Annotated in this window: 11 protein-coding genes; 3 read left to right on the top strand and 8 right to left on the bottom strand. The window is 32.5% G+C overall.

Translation table 11 applies throughout. The features are described from left to right. The 3 genes from V5787_RS04705 to rpiB all read left to right on the top strand — a co-directional run. Nucleotides 1-203 (top strand): transposase (locus V5787_RS04705; RefSeq protein ID WP_336892116.1); only part of this gene is annotated, 203 nt, incomplete at its 5' end. Then, nucleotides 181-684: a transposase gene (locus V5787_RS04700; RefSeq protein WP_336892115.1), complete on the top strand. Its 504-nt coding sequence runs from the start codon at nucleotides 181-183 to the stop codon at nucleotides 682-684. The genes V5787_RS04705 and V5787_RS04700, both read left to right, overlap by 23 nt. Before the next feature lie 224 nt (nucleotides 685-908). After that, a complete protein-coding gene (rpiB, locus tag V5787_RS04695; RefSeq protein ID WP_336892114.1) occupies nucleotides 909-1,340 on the top strand; it encodes a ribose 5-phosphate isomerase B in 432 nt (143 codons plus the stop codon). A 1,010-nt stretch (nucleotides 1,341-2,350) separates the two neighbouring features. On the opposite strand, the gene V5787_RS04690 is transcribed toward rpiB, so the two are convergent. From V5787_RS04690 to V5787_RS04655, 8 genes are all read right to left on the bottom strand, one after another. Next, nucleotides 2,351-3,841, bottom strand: coding sequence for an alpha-L-fucosidase (locus V5787_RS04690; RefSeq protein WP_336892113.1), 1,491 nt, complete (start codon nucleotides 3,839-3,841; stop codon nucleotides 2,351-2,353). A gap of 25 nt (nucleotides 3,842-3,866) precedes the next feature. Then, a complete protein-coding gene (locus tag V5787_RS04685; protein WP_336892112.1) occupies nucleotides 3,867-6,182 on the bottom strand; it encodes a GH92 family glycosyl hydrolase in 2,316 nt (771 codons plus the stop codon). 104 nt (nucleotides 6,183-6,286) lie between these two features. Next, on the bottom strand, nucleotides 6,287-7,606 hold the full coding sequence (gene fucP / locus V5787_RS04680) for an L-fucose:H+ symporter permease (RefSeq protein WP_336892111.1): 1,320 nt from the start codon (nucleotides 7,604-7,606) through the stop codon (nucleotides 6,287-6,289). 70 nt (nucleotides 7,607-7,676) lie between these two features. Further along, nucleotides 7,677-9,911, bottom strand: coding sequence for an alpha-L-rhamnosidase C-terminal domain-containing protein (locus V5787_RS04675; protein WP_336892110.1), 2,235 nt, complete (start codon nucleotides 9,909-9,911; stop codon nucleotides 7,677-7,679). A 115-nt stretch (nucleotides 9,912-10,026) separates the two neighbouring features. Then, on the bottom strand, nucleotides 10,027-12,252 hold the full coding sequence (locus V5787_RS04670; RefSeq protein WP_336892109.1) for a GH92 family glycosyl hydrolase: 2,226 nt from the start codon (nucleotides 12,250-12,252) through the stop codon (nucleotides 10,027-10,029). A 235-nt stretch (nucleotides 12,253-12,487) separates the two neighbouring features. Beyond that, a complete protein-coding gene (locus V5787_RS04665) occupies nucleotides 12,488-14,788 on the bottom strand; it encodes a family 20 glycosylhydrolase (protein WP_336892108.1) in 2,301 nt (766 codons plus the stop codon). 11 nt (nucleotides 14,789-14,799) lie between these two features. Further along, nucleotides 14,800-17,262, bottom strand: a complete 2,463-nt coding sequence (locus V5787_RS04660; protein WP_336892107.1) for a prolyl oligopeptidase family serine peptidase — start codon at nucleotides 17,260-17,262, stop codon at nucleotides 14,800-14,802. A gap of 11 nt (nucleotides 17,263-17,273) precedes the next feature. Next, nucleotides 17,274-18,575 carry an alpha-L-fucosidase gene (locus V5787_RS04655; protein ID WP_336892106.1) on the bottom strand — a complete coding sequence of 434 codons (1,302 nt, stop codon included), beginning with the start codon at nucleotides 18,573-18,575 and terminating at the stop codon, nucleotides 17,274-17,276. Nucleotides 18,576-18,580 lie beyond the last annotated feature (5 nt).

The following is an 18,580-nucleotide window of genomic DNA, read 5'->3' as shown; positions in this document are numbered from 1 at the left end:
TAGAGGATGTACCTTGTCTTGTCCGTTTTAGTAGTGCAGCCACACACGATCATACTTTTTTAAAAGAATTAAATTTAGAAAAAGATTCTTTTGTTGTTTTTGATAAAGCCTACAACGATTATTTACAATATTTGGAGTGGACGCTAAACGATATTTACTTTGTAACTCGTCAGAAAGATAATGCGGTCTATAAAAGAATTTGATTTAGCAGATAAAACAAGTAATGCAGTATTAAAAGACGAACTTATTTTGGTGGAAAAAGATACTAAATCCATACAAATAAGACGTGTAACCTATTGGGGTGCTGAAAAAGAAAAAGTATATGAATTTATTATCAACAACACAGAAATATCACCAGAACAAGTAGCTGATATTTATAAACATAGGTGGCAGATTGAAACAATGTTTAAAAGACTCAAACAAAACTTCTCTTTGAAATATTTCATTGGAGATAATCAAAATGAAATAGAAATTCAGATATGGTCTGCATTAATCGCACAACTCATTATGCTAGTTATACAACGAAAAGTAAAACGAAAATGGGCATACTCAAATATGGTGCCTGTAATGAGATTCCATCTTATGACCTATATCAATCTTTTTAAATTTCTTGAAAATCCAAATAAACAATGGATAGAAATCTCCTCAAAACCAACCGATGTTCAACTTAAATTATTCCATTAGCCACCTTGCTATTGACGATATTCAAAAAATAAACAGTTTTTTGACCTTAAACACCCCTTTTAATAGAAATCGTATTTTAGTCGGACACTAATGTTTAAAAATATTAAAACATGCAATTTGTATATAAAATTTCAAGGAAGGATTACTATCAAACGGGAAAGAAAAATGAGTATTTATCTTTCATTTATTGTATTTTTGCAATAACAAATATTTATACTAAAAAAATGACAATAGCAATAGGGAATGATCATGCTGGTCCAGATTATAAATTAGCAATCATGGAATTATTAGAAAGGAAAGGGATTACTGTAATTAATTATGGTACCGATAGTTTTGATAGTGTTGATTATCCTGATTTTGCACATAAAGTTGCATCTGTTGTTGATTCAAAATCCGTAGACTTAGGTATTTTAATTTGCGGTAGTGCCAATGGAGTTGCTATGACAGCTAATAAATATCATAATGTTAGAGCTGGTTTGTGTTGGACAAAAGAAATAGCTGAGTTGATCAAACAACATAACGATGCGAATGTATTGTGTATTCCTGCTCGTTATACCTCTATACCACAAGCGACCGCAATGGTGGAGACTTTTTTAAATACAGAATTTGAAGGAGGGCGTCATCAAAACAGGGTTGATAAAATAGCTTGTAGCTAGTGTCTTTAATAATCAACAATTTTAAGTTCAAGATTCATCATTTCTTTGGGTGTTTTATAGTTGATGATTTTCCGAGGTCTATTGTTCAATTTATCTTGAATAATTTGGAGTTATTGAATGGAGGTTTAAAGGTGGAGTTGCAAGGTACAGAGGTATGGAAAAAATGCATACTCAAAATCTGATGGAAGCTATTTGTTACAATTTATATAGAAGTCCAAGGATAATTGCCGCTAATTCTAAAAACTAAAGGAAAATGAACCAAAAAATAGATCCATAACTAACATAAACAATGAAAATAAGAAAAAAAAATATAAATTTTAGATTTAAAAAGTCAAAATTGAAATCTAAAACTGAAAAGAGCATTACGCAACGGTCTTAAATTATTATAGCAGTAACTTCTTGAAGCAACACAAATAGCACTCCTCCCTTTTTGGACGATTAATACAATTTCAACATTTAAATGACGTAATTTATATACTGCATATTTATGTAAATTAAACTTAGAATTAGGAGTGTCATTTTCCAATTCCGTATGTCTTCTTTCATCGATATAATATTGTATATATTTCTGTATGGATTGGCATATATTTCAATATCCGGAAGATTCAAATAGGTTTATTCATAATTTAGAGACCTCCCAGAAGCGTTCATAATATTTTCAAAAGCTCACTTCTCTGCAATTAATCGATATCTTAATCTTCTGTTTATCCTATCTCTCAATGTAAAGGTTACTTGTATATCAAGATCCTTGATCAGAATTTAACATGAAACTATTTCAGCTTTTCTTAAAACTCTTATTTCAAAGTATTGAGTAATAAACATCAGAATGATTGATTAAATTAGTTTCTATTTCCTTTATATTTCATCTAAAGAAAAAAATAATTCAAATTTATTATCAACCACTCTGAAATTCATTTGGTATAATATTTAGTTCTTGTAAGGTCATCTCACCTTAAACCTTTCTACAACTACTTTCGTCTTAAAACGTGTACTACATTTTAAACAATAATTCAATTATTTACTTTAGATATTTTAAATGCACAGGCATAATTTGAGGGTGGATTTTTTCTTAGACTCTCAGGAATAATCACTTTAAATCCGTTCTCAAGTTTTTCCCATTTCAAATTAATATTAGAGCCTAACAAATTAATTTTTGCTCCTCTTGAAGGATTAATAGCTGTTACTGTTATTTCTTTCGGAATAGTTGTATCATTTTCATTTACTAAGTATATAGCAAAAACAGATCCTTCTTTATTTTGTGTAAAACAGATATTATTTTCTTTAAAAGGGCTAATGGGTTTAGTATTGTATATAGCCGTGTTGTTAACATCCATCCATAATGAATATTCGTTTAACAAATCGTAGGCTCCTTGTTGCCATGTTCCATCAGGACCTGGGGCAATATTTAAGAGTAAATTCCCGCCTTTAGCTACAACATCTACCAAAGTATGAATGCCTTGCCTACCACTCATGTATATTGCATCTGGAGTATAGGACCAACCTCCACCAGCAATTATACAAGATTCCCATGGGTATGGTAGCGTCTTTTCTGGAACACGGTTTTCTGGAGTGAGATAATTTTGATTTTTACCATAGACTGCTCTATCAACAACAATTAATCCAGGTTGTTTTTTTCGAGCTTTTACAACTAATTCGTCCATTTTTATATCTTGACTAATAACTCTGTGTTTGATAAATCCTGACCCTGTTTTAACCTCTGAAAATTTTTTCCCATAAAACTCATCAATCTTTAATTGATCCATTTTTTCTACCCATCCACCGTCTAGCCATAATATATCAATATCTCCATAATCTGTAAGTAACTCCATAATTTGGTTATGGGTAAAATCAACATATTTTTGCCACTTTTCGGGATGTAAATCAGGATCGTAATTCACATTCCTATCAAAAGGGGGATAATTCGGACTCCAATAATTTTCATGGTTCCAATCTGGTTTTGAAAAATAAGCACCAATCCACATATCTTCTTTTCTGAATGCTTTAAAAACTTCATCAGTAATATTGGCCTTAGGATTTGAACTAAATGCACAATCTGGATCAGTAACCTTGTAATCTGTATATTTAGAATCAAACATGCTAAATCCATCATGATGCTTCGTTGTGAAAATCATATACTTCATTCCCGCTTTTTTAGCAGCTTTTGACCATTTTTCAGGATTAAATTTTATTGGATTGAATGTCTTTTTTAAATCTTCATATTCTTTTTTATAGACATTATAATTTTCTGGGTTTGTTCCCTTCGTTCTTTTACACCAACCATAATCCTCGGGACACAGAGACCAAGATTCAACAATTCCCCATTGACTATATGTCCCCCAATGCATCAATAATCCAAATTTTTTATCCTGCCATTCATCTATTTTTTTCAAAACAAGAGGGTCTGTTTCTGCAACATACCTTTCATCTTCGTAAATGGCTTGTGCGATAACTTGATTAGATGTTAGTAACATAACAACTAAAAATTTTAATAAATTTTTCATAATTTAAATATCGGTATTTATTGGTTTATTGGTTTTCTGTACTCAAAGAATAAGGTACGTTATCTAATTTACTTCCCCAATTTTTGTTTGGAGAATTCCCTAGTTCAAACTTAAAATCACCTCCATTTTGAATTGCATCAAATTCAATATAATTGTTGGAATATGATTTTCCATTTAGAGCTGTGGATTGAATGTATGGATTTGATTTAGTATTATTTTTAGCTGTAATCGTAAAAGTGTTTCCGTTTTGCAATTTAAGTGTTGCTTTATCAAACAAGGGACTTCCAATTACATACTGATTAACTCCTGGAGTTACAGGATAAAAGCCTAAAGAACTAAAGACATACCACGCAGAAGTTTGCCCGTTGTCTTCATCTCCACAATACCCATCAGGAGTTGCACTATAAAGTCTTGTGAGTACTTCTCTGATTTTTTCTTGTGCTTTATACGGTTTTTGAGCATAATTATAGAGGTAAATCATATGCTGTATCGGCTGATTTCCATGTGCATAATTTCCCATATTCACAATTTGCATTTCCCGAATCTCATGAATTGTAAACCCGTAATAGGAAGCGTCAAATTCTGGAGGCATTTCAAAAACATGATCTAATTTATTTGAAAAATTTTCTTTCCCTCCCATTAAATCAATGAGTCCTTGAATATCGTGCAAAACAGACCAAGTATAGTGTAAACTATTTCCTTCTGTAAATGCATCTCCCCATTTTAGTGGATTAAAAGGGGTTTGAAATTGCCCGTTTTTATTTTTTCCACGCATGAGATTTGTAGAAGGATCGAACAGGTTTTTATAGTTTAGAGATTGTTTATAGAATTTCTTCGCTATATCTATTTTACCTAATTTTTCTGCCATTTTTGCAATGGTGAAATCGGCATATGCATACTCTAAAGTTCTTGCAGCATTTTCATTTATATTAACGTCATATGGCACATAGCCTAAAGTGTTGTAATATTCTAATCCAGCCCTACCTGTCGAATTTACAGGTCTTCCTTCAGAAACAGTAGCGTTTTTTAACATGGCTTCCATTAATGTCTGCACATCAATATTTTCAACACCTTTTAAAAAAGCATCAGAAATAATAGGTGCTGAATTTGATCCGATCATACAATCTCGATGTCCAGGACTTGCCCATTCAGGCAACCAGCCAGATTCTTTATAAGTATTTACAAGCCCTTCCATAATTTGGCTATTCAATTCAGGATACATCATATTAAAGAAAGGAAATACCGCTCTAAAAGTATCCCAGAAGCCGTTATCTGTAAACATATATCCAGGAAGTACTTTTCCGTTATAAGGACTGTAATGAACTACTTCATTGTTTTTGTCATACTCATAAAATTTTCTTGGAAATAATAAAACGCGATACAAACACGAATAAAAAGTTTTAATATGGTCAATATTTTTTCCCTGAACTTTAATTCTACCCAACTCTTTTTCCCAACTGTCTTTTGCTTTTTGTTTGGTTTGATTAAAAGTATCAGAGCCAATTTCTCTATTTAAATTTAGAGAGGCTTGTTCGGGACTTATAAATGAAGATGCTACTTTAACATGAATTACTTCTCCTTTTTTTGTTTTAAAACCAATAATAGCACCTACATGATTCCCTTCATTATCTGTAGAATTTTCTACTAATTTCCAATCATCTCCCCAAGTGTGATTTAATTCAAAATCTTTATCAAATTGAGCTTCAAAATAATTGTGAAAATTCTCAGGAACCCCTCCACTATTATTTCTACAATAGCCAATTATTTTTCGTTCTTCCGGAATAATTTTCACCATAGAACCTTTAAAAAAAGCATCAAGCATAATATAAGATTCGTCCGATTTCGGAAAAGTGAATTTAAAATGTGCTGCACGCACAGTAGGAGTAACTTCTGCTGTAATATCGTAACTCGCCAAATACACTTTATAATGATGGGGTTTTACAGTTTCTGCCTTATGTGAAAACCATGAAGCACGTTCGTCTTCTTGAAATTTCAACTTACCAGTAGTCGCCATAAGAGAAAAAGCGGCATAGTCATTAATCCAAGGACTCGGCTGATGGGTTTGTTTGATTCCTCTAATTTTGTTTTCATCGTATTTGTACGTCCATCCATCACCCATTTTTGAAGTCATGGGTGTCCAGAAATTCATTCCCCAAGGGGTAGCAATTGCGGGGTAAGTATTCCCGTTAGACAAATCGAAACTAGAATCTGTTCCCATCAAAGGGTTTACATAAGCTACTAGGTTGTCGGTTGTTTCTTCATAAAAAGAATTGATTTTTTGTTCGTTTTCGCATGAAACGAAAACTGAAATAGTGAGTAATAATATCACCTTTTTGATCATCGTATTGTAAAATTATTCATTTATAAAATCATTATTTTCTCAATGAAAACATCTGCGCTTTCGTCCAATTTGGGAAGAATATCTCTATTTTTCGTAGAGACAACTTATTCATGTTTTTTATTAATAATAAATCCAAACCAAATTATATATAAAAAGCATAAAAATGGTAAAATAAAAGAAAAGCTTACTTCAGGCACCCCTAAAATTCTAATATCTGCAACACCACTACCTCCAGCATCGATAATCATTCCTTGTAACATAGGTAATAAAGCACCTCCAACGATAGCCATCACTAATCCTGCTGAACCAACTTTTGATTGTTCTTCTGTTAAATCATTTAATGCAATACCATAAATTGTAGGGAACATTGAAGACATACTAAATGAAATTCCAACTAAGCAATACAAACCTACTATACCTTGAATAAACATAGTCCCTAAAACAAAAGTCCCCGCAAAAATAGCAAAGATCATTAATAATTTACCTGAACTCACAACTCGTAACATTGCTGTCCCAATAATACGTCCAACAGTAAATAAAATAAAAGCAATAAACTGATAAGCAAACACGTCTATTTTTTCATAACCTATAATACCTTCATTTGCTAAATCAATTGCCTCAGCATATTGATAAATATAAGTCCATGTCATAATTTGTGCTCCTACATATAATATTTGAGCAACTAATCCAAGAACATATTTACGATTGCTTAACAATTTTGAAAAAGTAACACCTAAACTAGGCATCTCTCCATCTTCTTTAGACTGTGGCATTTTATTAACCAAGAACAATACAAATACAATTAATATTACCAATCCTAAAACCACATAAGGATCACGAATCACCGCCAAATCCGCAACTCTAATCATTGTTCTTTCCGCCTCACTTAACGCTCCAAAATCCTCTATCCCATCAGATTGCAACCTGTCGTACACGAAATACTTAGCGGCTAATAGTCCTGCTATTAATCCAATTGGATTAACTGACTGAGCCAAATTTAATCTTTGTGTTGCCGTTTCTTTTGTTCCCATGGCTAAAATATATGGGTTTGCTGCAGTTTCTAAAAAAGCCAAACCAAAGGTTAAAACATAAAGACCTAAACAAAAAAACCAAAATTGTTCTGTTATTGCTGCTGGGTAAAATAATAAAGCTCCTGCCGCATACAAGCCTAAGCCTATTAATACACCCACTTTATAAGAATACTTACGCATAAACATAGCTGCTGGTAAAGCCATACAAAAATACCCTCCATAAAAAGCCATTTGAACCCAAGATGCCTGCGTATTAGACAACTCCAATACTTTCTTAAACGCATTTACCATGGGGTCTGTAACTGCATTCGCAAACCCCCATAGGGCAAATAATGAAGCTACTAAGATAAATGGGATTAACATTTTTTTTGAAACTACTGGTGCTTTTTTCATGTTATAATTTATTTTTTAAAATATAGTTTATTCTAGTTTTGTTTCTTTTATAATATTGCCGTAAAGTTAACTATTTTAAGACAATAGTGATCGTATGCTTACCTGAAATTAAAATTATATGAGATAATTTATTCGTTATTATTTTTCCATTATGAATAATCTCCGCTTTAAACAAATCTTTAATATCAAATTCAGCTTTTATGTTAGCAGGTATTTCAATAGTGTATTCTACACTATCATTTCCCTGTACAATATACGCTCCTTTTATTTTCCCCTTTAATGTTGGAACTACAATTGAACTTGAAGTCAAATCCCCTAACAAAGGTTTTATTAAAGCAATTGAATACCCTGGTGTTTTTGGTTGAATACCCCATAAATATCTCGGTATAATATTAGCTGGAGCTGCTCCCCACGCATGATTCCAATCTAAATTAGGTTTATATTTTATATCCCAAGCTTCTAGCGTCATTGTAGAGCCTATTTTGATCATATTATACCAACTTCTGTCATGTTTAGCCGTTAATAACTCTAAGGCATACTGGCTTTCATTTGCCTTAAACATGGCTTCCAATAGATACTGTGCTCCGTAAACACTACAAGCCATACCTCTAGATTTTACAAATTCAACAACAGATTTCATATACTTTTCAGGTACAATATCAAAAGCTAAAGCCAACATATTTGAATGCAATGAGGCATGCATAGTTCCTTCTCCGTCAACATATACTCCTCTTTGGGAATCGAATAACTTCGTATTTATAGAAATTTTTACTTGAGTGGATAAATCCTTAAAAAAACGAAAGTCTTCTGCCTTTCCTAAAACCTCAGAAAATTCCATCATTATTAAAAGGTTTTTATAATAAAAACAATTTACCACTGTATTTATAGGCTTAAAAACAAAACCATCTCGTTCTCCTTCTTCTGTTGCTAATTTCCATCCCGTATCTTTTTGTGCGGGTGGCCAATCTACAATATCTTTAAGTTTTGTTTTGGGCGAATTAAAACCCAGTTTTTTCATAAACTCTGGAGTTGCCTTAGTAGAACTTATCAATCCATCTTCTCTTCTCAATTCATATAAAGTCTTGTTTTTTAATTCTTCATAATATTTATCAATAAGTTCCGTGTTTCCTGTATACATATAATCTGCATAAAACATAAGTGCCACATGAAGTTGCCATTCTGTTGGCCATGTAGGGTTTTCCATAAAATATTCAATAGTCTGTCTGGCTATTGCATATTCCCTATCGGTTGTATAATGGCTTAATTGATTTAAATAAGCATCGGCTTCGTACGGAATGCGCTCTCTATCTCCATCAACATACAAACCAGCAAAAGTTGTTGCTTTGATAGAGTATTTACACAGATCCCAAACTTTATTTAAAATACTATCAGAACTATTAAAATAACTTGAATCATCTTCCCAATAACTAAAATAGGCTATTTGAGTAAAATCTTGTAATTCTAAATCGCCTTTTGCGTTTTCAATTTCAACATATCTAAAAGGCAACAATACTGGGAAAGAGTCCTGCAAAGCTATAGCAACAGGTTTTGTATTTCGCTTATTTGGTTTTATTTTCAGATTATAAACCTGAATATCCGGATATACAGGCACTTTTATTTTTTGATACCTTATACTTCCTTTAGGTTTTTTATTTATGGTATTATTTGTTAATTGCTCCCCTATATGAACAATTAACGTGTCGTTGGTAATTGCTTTATAATGAAACTGCAAGCTCGAAAATGCTGCTTTCCCAAAATCAATAAAATAAGAATTGTCTTCTTTTTGTATAAATCGAATTGGTTTGATCTTTTCTATTTGGAATTTATTAGCTGTTGTTATTCCATTAGCCTTTTTACCAAGTGTAAAAGACTGTATTTTAGAATACGAACTAGAGTGATCCTTTTTATCCCAAATTTTCACCTTCCAAAAATAGGTTTTCCCTACTTCTAAGGGTTTTCCATTAAACTCAATATTAATGGATTGAGAATTTAGCACTTTATTAGAATTCCACACATCTACACTTGTATCATTACAGTTTTTTGTTGATGAAGCAACTAGTATTTGATATGCCGATTGCTCAACTATGTCCGTAGGAACTTCCCATGCAAATTTTGGCTTTGAATCTACAATTAAAACATCTTCAGGCTGTCTTATAAATTCTATTGATAAACCTAGAGGAAACCTTTCGTTTATACTATTACTGTATTTAGATTTACAACCGACAACCAACAGCAAACAACTCCATATAAAACACACAATCAGCTTATAGCTTACGTTAAATTGTTTAAGTCTTATTGATTTCATTCGTTTTCTTTGATAAAATTAATTTGATCACATTCAAAATTTACATATCTATTTATTGTATAATTTCAGTAATACTATTCGTTTTCTTTAGAAAAACATCCTCAAGATATTATTTTTAATTTTTACCTAATTCTTTTTGAGGCTTAGGTCCTAACACAAAATGAAGTTCCCCTCCTTCCGTGATTTGCTTATGATCTATCGTTAACTTGTTATGGGCTTTACCATTTAAGGTAATAGATTGTATATAACAATTTGATTTCGATTGATTTTCTGTACTTATAACAAATTGTTTTCCGTTTTCTAGTTGAATTATAGCTTCTTCATAAAGAGGTGATGTCAAACTATAAGACCCTTGTGCTGGATTGATTGGATACATCCCCATAGAAGAAAACACCAACCATGCTGACATTTGCCCACAATCTTCATTTCCACAATAACCATCAGGGTTGGTACTGTATTGTGTATCTAATATTTTACGTACCATCTCCTGAGTTTTCCATGGCTTCCCTATTTTATTATACAAATAAGAAACATGATGACTTGGCTCATTTCCGTGAGCATATTGACCTATCATACCTGTACTAAAAATAGGTAATTTATCTTCTGATTTTGGATAATAGGTAAACATAGAGTCTAATTTAACCCCAAATTCTTCTTTCCCCAACGTGTCAATTAAACCCTCGATATCATGCGGTACAAACCAGAAATATTGCCATGCGTTACTTTCGCAAAATTCTTTGGTATAATCTTTTGCGGAAAATGGTGATGTAAAAACACCTTGCTCATCTTTAGGTCTAAAAAATGTAGATGATTCGTCATAAATATTTTTCCAATTATTAGCTCTTTTTGAAAAAGTATTACTAACCTCCTCTTCTCCTAATGCACCAGCTAATCGCGAGATACACCAATCGTCATATGCATATTCTAATGTTTTAGACACAGACCAATTTTCATGACTTCCACCTGTAGGAACATAACCTAATTCCATATATGTATCTATTTGTCTTCCTTTATCTGTTGCAGAAATAACACAGGCTTCTAATGCCTTTTTAGCATCCATAGGAATACCTTTAAAATACGCATCTACAATAACAGGAACAGCATGGTAACCGATCATCATATTAGTTTCATTCCCTGCCAAAGACCATACAGGCAACAAACCAGTTTGGTCATAATGGGATAAAAATGATTTTACCATATCCTCGGTTTCTTTGGTAGCCAAAATTGTATATAACGGATGTGTCGCTCTAAAAGTATCCCAAAGAGAAAAAGTCTCATACTTATTATAGCCTTTTGCAATGTGTGTTTCGCCATCTGCTCCTTTATAAGCTCCATCAACATCACTATGTAGTGACGGAGTTAAAAAAACATGGTACAAATTGGTATAAAACAATTCTTTTTGAGCCTCTGTTCCTTTAATTTTTATTTTAGAAAGGTATTTCTCCCAAATTGTTTCGGCAGCTGCTACAGTCTCTTCGAAATTCCAATCTGGCAATTCTGCTCTTAAATTTTTACGTGCACCTTCTATACTTGCAGAAGACAAAGCTACTTTTACCAATATTTTTTCATCGTCAAACGTTTTATAGTTGGCTACAATACGTGTAAACTTACCTTGAACACTGCTTGCCTTTTTTTCCTTTGTATTTTCAAATAATTGTACTATATCAATAGGCTTAGAAAATTTCATCACAAAATACACACGTTGATCGCTTGCCCAGCCTTTAGATTTTCTATATCCAGAAATTGTTTGAGCATCTTCAACCGTAATATTTGTATCCACCGGAGCGTCCCAGTTTAAACTATAACCTAAATCGAGTATAATTTGACTTTTTTCATCTTTAGGAAATGTATATTGGTGAAATCCTACTCGTGCAGTTGTTGTTAGTTCTGCTTTAATTCCAGAACTTAATAAATCCACAGAATAATAACCTGGACTTGCACTTTCCTTCTCATGAGAAAATTTCGAATAAGGTCTATACCTGCCTTCTGGAGTCAGGTTTTCGGCAAACCTACTATTTAAAGGCATTACTAATAAATCGTACATATCTCCTGCCCCAGTACCCGAAAGGTGTGTATGGCTAAATCCCGCTATGGTTGAATCTGGATAAAAATATCCTGCTATTCTATCCCATCCTGGGAGTCCATTATCTGGACTTAACTGAACCATTCCAAAGGGTAAAACCGCCCCTGGATAAGTATTTCCAGGCCCATCTGTTCCTGTAAAATTATTTACGTAACTGGTTAACTTTTTTTTAGCATTAGTTTCTAGGTTCTTTTCTGTTTTGCATGAAAAAAACCCTAAAGATAATAGTAGTAATAATAAACAATTGTAATGCTTCATTTTATTTTTAGCTTTAATCTACCGAACTGGTATTTAATATTATAAAAAATTCCTTTTTGATTATTTCTTAATTTATTCACTTTACGCTGTGCATTATTCCTTTCACATTCACGCGTATAATACCTGCTATTGCAATCTCTTTTTCTGCAAGTTTATTATAACATCTATATGAGACACTATTATCTAAATTCAATTCCTTCATATTCAAGTTCCTAATCACTATTTTTTTTATCAATTAAAAACCTGTAACCGAACTATTTATTGGTTTTAATTCTTCGCCTTGTAAAGCATACCAAACATAAATCATTCTTGGGTTTTCACTTGGTTTATAATGTATTGTTATGGGATGCCATCCCTTTTTTAGAGCTACTTTTCCATATCGTTTTCTTGGCCCGTGGTACCCTCCATTATCTACTACCAACTCATCACCTATAAATAACAAATCACCACCATCAGAACGTGTTTCAAACTCATAAACTCCATCCTTCTCAGCTTTAAAATATCCTTGATAAATCAATGAAAAGTTCTTTTGGTTTTTAAAATCTCCTAAAGTAATGCTATCTACTTGCGTAAAATTGGCATTTGTTGGAGTTTTAATGTCTTCTACTTTTTTAAACTTCCCTTTCGTTATCCATCTTTTTAAACCTTTAGTCCTAGGATTTTCAGAAGACGCCTTTAGATATTTTTTACGAATAACCTTTGTCGTTTTTATATCATTAAATTTATCGTCTAAATAAGCTCTAGCTTTGATTATAACCGTATCGTTTACCATAAAAGGAGCTACGTATTTTATAGTCTCTTTGGTTGGCACACTTCCATCTAAAGAATAATAAATCTCAACCCCTTCTAACGGATACGCTAATTCTAATGCAACGTTAGTTTTATCAACAAAAGCAATTTCTTTTTTAAGACCCTCAACAGCAGGAATGTAATAATACACATCTAATTCATCTAATCTGTTATATTGTTTTTCAACTCTTTTATTAAATGCCTCAAAATTTTTATTTTCTCCTGGTGCCCATCCATTTTCAGATATTGCTAACATTCTTGGAAAAGTTTGATACTGTAATCGCTTAAAACTTGGAATACGTTCAGTCCAAAGGTTTGCTTGCAATCCTAAAACTTGTTTTGTCTCTTCGGCAGTAAAACTTTCTGGAACAGGTTCGTAATTATAGATTCTCTCTAACGAATTTCCTTCGTTTAGATAGTCAAAATAATAAGCATCTGTAGTTGTTATAACTATATCATTTCCGTTTTTAGCAGCCGTTTTAGGTGCTTCTGGCCTCCATCCTCTCCACCACATAATAGATGCGTCTTTGGTCAAACCTCCCGTAACAATTTCGTCCCAACCCATTAATTGTTTTCCTTTGGACTGTAAAAAATGTTCTATATCTCTATTAAAATACGATTGTAATTCATGCTCATCTTTTAAATCATTTGTCTTTATTTCATTTTGACAATGTGGGCATACTTTCCACGAGGAAATATTAACTTCATCTCCTCCAATATGGATATATTTTGAAGGAAATAATTCGACAACCTCTGCCAAAATATTTTTCATAAACTCATAAGTTGTCTCTTTTCCTAAACAAGCGGGATACGTAAATACGGTATCCCAACCTGATTCTTCATTACAAGATAAAAACGGATAGTTGTCTATGGCCGATTTTAAATGTCCAGGCATATCAATTTCTGGTATTACAGTTATATTTCTTGCATCTGCATAGGCTATAATTTCTTTTATCTCTTCTTGAGTATAAAAACCACCATACATGCGTTTGCCATCAATGTTTTTAAAATTAGATTCATCAATCATATAGAGTTTATTTTCTATCGCTCTATCCATACAAATTGTATCTTGATTGTTTGGAATTCTCCACGCTCCTTTTTCTGTTAATAAAGGATACTTTTTTATTTCTATTCGCCACCCTTGATCGTCTGTTAAATGCATATGGTAGGTATTTAACTTATAAAGTGCCATATAATCTAAAAAAGATTTCACTTCATCTATACTAAAAAAATGACGACTAAAGTCCATATGCATACCTCTCCAACTAAAACGTGGTTCGTCTTCAACAATAACACAAGGCACAAACCATTTGGTATTTGTTAGCTCTTTACTTTCTATTTTGGAAGGTAATAATTGACGTATAGTTTGAACGGCATTAAAAAACCCTCCTTCATCTGATGCTTTTATTACAATTTGACTCGGAGTAATTTCTAATTGATATGCTTCTGACTTTAGCCCTTCAACATTATTAAAAACAACCCCCCTATTTGTTTTTTCTTCTAAAATATCAAAAGTATACCCTGCAGATTCTTTAAATAATCCAATAAGATAATTTGCTGCCTTTTCTTGACTTTTATCTTGAATTACAATGTTTGTACCTGCTTTAAATTGAAAAGAACTTTCCTTTAACTCTAACATTAATGGCTTAGGAATGACAGAAATATCTTCCTGTTTAAATGTAGGTTTCGGATTTAAGCAGGCCACAAAAAGTGTTGCTACAACAAGTAAAATACTATATTTATTCATTTATTAATTTCTTAGTTTTTCCATTCAATATTTCCATTTTCCACAGTCCAATCATTTCCAAAATAACCTGCTGCCTTGACTTCTTCTATACCCTTATTATAGACTGAAGGGCTTAAGATCATCATATCTGGTATACTCGCTCCAGACCTAAAATAACTGTTTGGCATCACGGCATTAAAGCCTAAAGTACCTGTGCCTGAAACAACTCCTATTGAAGCTGTTTTACTATCTTTTCTTGGGTACGTAAAATACACTCCTAAATCATTTCCTTTTACTGTTTTTTTACCAACCCTTACTTCACCTCGTTTTACCTGAATAGGACTTTTAGAAAGTAACGATTCCCAAGCTGCATTGGTGGATGCATTTCCGTAAAGAATCACAGATCTATCTTTAAATTTTTTAAGAGAAAAATCTTTATCTGGAATAATATCGATAGAACCATTACCTCTATAATAAAAAGTTTCGGCATCAAAACGTGCTTTATTGAAGGACCATTCGTTTTCACTTTTTGTTCCTTTTGTAGCATATACAAAAACCATATTGTTTTTAAAAGCTTCTTTAAAATTACCATATCTCAATGGGTTTTTTTCAAAGGTATTCGATGGCTTTTTTGACAACTCCCATGAATTATTTCCTTTTTCAAACCAAACTTCTTTTCCTTTATAAGAAGCTAAGTCATTAAAAGAATTAGTGTCAATTTGTATTTCAATAGAATCAGATGCGATGCAGTGTTTTAAATCGACCTTAAATTTTTTTAAATTTTCTGTTTTAATCGTAATACTTCTCTTTTTTAGAGTTTCATTTTTCTTTATCTGTTTTTCAGTTCTAACATTCTGACTCACCTTTATACCACAAAAATCATTCTGTTTGTCTTTCTGATAAAGTGTGATATATCTACTTTCTGAAGACACTCCTGGACTTGCAGTACGAAACTCGAAATTTTTAACATCAGTATTATTTGGAATAGTATGCCATTTGAAATAATCAAAAATGGTCTTAAAATCTATACCAAACCAATGTTTTTTATCTTCGTATTCTAAATACGCAAAATCGGGATGAAATTCGCCTAAATGTGAACGCATAAACCTAGCTTCATCTACAGGTACAACATCATCTGCATCACCATGCTGAATATATACTCCATGATGCAAATAATTTTTTGACAATTTCAGAGTATGACTAGAATGACTGGCACTAGCCATCATATTCTCTATAGGAGAAGGCTTGTCTGTTTTTGTCTTATTCCCATAAGAAAATAGAGAATACCAACCTGAAATAGGCGCTATAGCAGCCCATTTATTAGGAAACGTTACTCCTACTTGCCACGTACCATGACCTCCCATAGAATGTCCTGTTAAATAAGTCCTTTTAGGATTTGTTTGATACATTTTTTCAGCAATTTCTTGTACTTCCATAGCATCCCAACGTCCCCAATCTTCCCAGTCAAAACCAAAATCTCTACGATTTGTAGGAGCTATTACATGTCCCCAATCCTTGGCTTTGTATTCAGCAGCTTGTCTTCTAGCTTCTACACTAGCCCCGTGTAAAGAAAGAAACATAGCAGGTTGTTCTCCCTCTTTTATATTTCCTTCCTTTACAGAAAAGTACTGAACACTCCCATCAATATCAGAAATAAAAGTTCTTGAATAAAATTGCTCTGGTGTTTTTACTTTATACAATACCGATGATTCGTCTATCAATTCTGAACCTTGAAACAACTGAATTTTTACACGTACTGTATCTTTTTTTGTAAAAACATCTTGTACATAATACGGTACTTTTCTCATAGACAATGGAATAATAGATGAAATGTTCGTCTCTGTTTTCTGCCCATTGCTCTCAGCAACAATCTTAAGATTTTTGACTGTTTTTGTTGAACTATTCAAAATACGAATAGACCCTACCTTGGTATCTGTTTCCGTTGTTAAAAAATCAGGAATCGTCATGTCTCTTTTTAGAAACGAAATTTCCTTTTCTACAGGTAATAACTTTATAGAAACTTCACCTCTACCTCCTTTTATAAAGAAGATGTTCTTTCCTTTTTTTAACTCAACGGGATGAAATGTAAGGTGTTTATTATACACATCTCCCCCACGAGGAACTCTATTTATATACACTTCACTATGTCCCGAAATCGAAAATATTTTAATTCCAGCTTCTGCTGCATTATAAGTAATATACAAATAACCACCTCTTAATTTTCTGCTTTTAAAAACACCTTTTTCGTTAACCTCTATTTTTTCCCAACGCTGTACTTCACCATCTCTTCCTAATCCAACTGAATCCTTTTCAATAGGCTCTATAGCTTTATTAATAATAAACTTATATAGTACGGGATCTGTAAAAACAACCGAGCGCGTGCCACGTTGTGTAGCTCCAACTACCAAACCTTCTTTAAAAGTAATTATACCCTGAGCATTTAGTTGTAAACTAAAAAAAGAGATTATTAATAAAAATCTAACCTTACACTTCATTCTAATATGAATTATTTAATTTTTAACTTGATAATACCATCAATTGAAGTATCAAATTCCTTTCCTGGATATAAGAAAACACCCTCCTTAACCTGCTTAAATTTTATTTTAGTTTTACCATCAAAAGATCTAGCAGATCTAACTTTACTCTTAAGACCAGATATAAACACATAAGGTTCATCAAGCGTTTTTAAAACGTGAACATAAAGTGTTTTGTCCTTTTTTGTTAGAGTTCCCCATGTTTGTGCTTTTACTACATTACCTCTTGTTCCGTAAATACTTTCTCCATATTTGCTTGTCCACTCTCCTATTTCTTTTAAAGTTTGAACAAATTCTGGTTGAATTTTACCGTTTGGCATTGGACCTACATTCAATAATAAATTACCATTTTTACCAGCCGCATTTACCAAAAACTGGATAAGTTTTTTAGTGCTTTTGAACTTTTTATCATAAATACTATACCCCCATTTACCAGCCATTGTTGCACAAGACTCTAAAGGCAATTGACTCACTTCAACGCCTTTATTAAAACCTCCATGGTTTTCTCCTGGTAAATCTCTTTCAAAAGTTTGAATATCATCCCCTGGTATTGGTTGAATATGGTGATTGTTTGCAATTAATGTATTTGGACTTAACTCATGAATTAAAGAGTAAATTTCGTCGTAATGCCAATTCGCTTCTTTTCTATCCCAATGACCATCAAACCAAATACAACCTATTTCACCATAATTAGTAAGTAGTTCCGTAAGTTGTTTTTTCATAAATGTTATATAGTTATTCCAAGCTTCTTCATCACCTTTTTTACCGTTTTTATAATCATCACGCCTCCAGTCTAATAAAGAATAGTAGAAATTTAATTTAATTCCTTCTTTTTTACATGCTTCTGCTAATTCTTTTAATGGATCTTTTCCGTATGGAGTTGCATCAACAATATTAAAATCACTTGCATCAGTATCAAACATACTAAAGCTATCATGGTGACGAGATGTAATCGTAATGTATTTCATCCCTGCAGATTTGGCCAATTGAACCCACTCCTCGGCATTAAATTCTTGCGGATTAAAAAAATCTGCTAGTCTTTCATAATTATCTGCTTTTACTTTCTTTATAAGCATCACCCATTCTCCATCTGCTAAAACGCTGTAAATACCCCAGTGAATAAACATACCAAATTTCATGTCCTGAAAGGCTTCTCGTGCTTCTAAATTCCCTTCAGTTGGAGTGTATTCAGGCATAGAATAATCGTAATATTTTTGAGCATCTACACCAAATACGAACAAACTCAACAAACATATAAGTGTTATTTTTTTCATTTCTC

This window comes from Flavicella sp., from assembly GCF_037132785.1.
In the GTDB taxonomy this organism is placed as follows: Bacteria; Bacteroidota; Bacteroidia; order Flavobacteriales; family Flavobacteriaceae; genus Flavicella.
The sequence above is the reverse complement of the archived record's forward strand: the minus strand, read 5'-3'. Positions and strand labels throughout refer to the sequence as shown.

Coding starts and splice junctions, on each gene's coding strand:
- V5787_RS04655 (WP_336892106.1), bottom strand. CDS start 18,575: ATGAAAAAAATAACACTTATATGTTTGTTGAGTTTGTTCGTATTTGGT.
- V5787_RS04665 (WP_336892108.1), bottom strand. CDS start 14,788: ATGAATAAATATAGTATTTTACTTGTTGTAGCAACACTTTTTGTGGCC.
- V5787_RS04690 (WP_336892113.1), bottom strand. CDS start 3,841: ATGAAAAATTTATTAAAATTTTTAGTTGTTATGTTACTAACATCTAAT.
- V5787_RS04700 (WP_336892115.1), top strand. CDS start 181: ATGCGGTCTATAAAAGAATTTGATTTAGCAGATAAAACAAGTAATGCA.
- V5787_RS04675 (WP_336892110.1), bottom strand. CDS start 9,911: ATGAAATCAATAAGACTTAAACAATTTAACGTAAGCTATAAGCTGATT.
- V5787_RS04685 (WP_336892112.1), bottom strand. CDS start 6,182: ATGATCAAAAAGGTGATATTATTACTCACTATTTCAGTTTTCGTTTCA.
- rpiB (WP_336892114.1), top strand. CDS start 909: ATGACAATAGCAATAGGGAATGATCATGCTGGTCCAGATTATAAATTA.
- V5787_RS04670 (WP_336892109.1), bottom strand. CDS start 12,252: ATGAAGCATTACAATTGTTTATTATTACTACTATTATCTTTAGGGTTT.
- V5787_RS04660 (WP_336892107.1), bottom strand. CDS start 17,262: ATGAAGTGTAAGGTTAGATTTTTATTAATAATCTCTTTTTTTAGTTTA.
- fucP (WP_336892111.1), bottom strand. CDS start 7,606: ATGAAAAAAGCACCAGTAGTTTCAAAAAAAATGTTAATCCCATTTATC.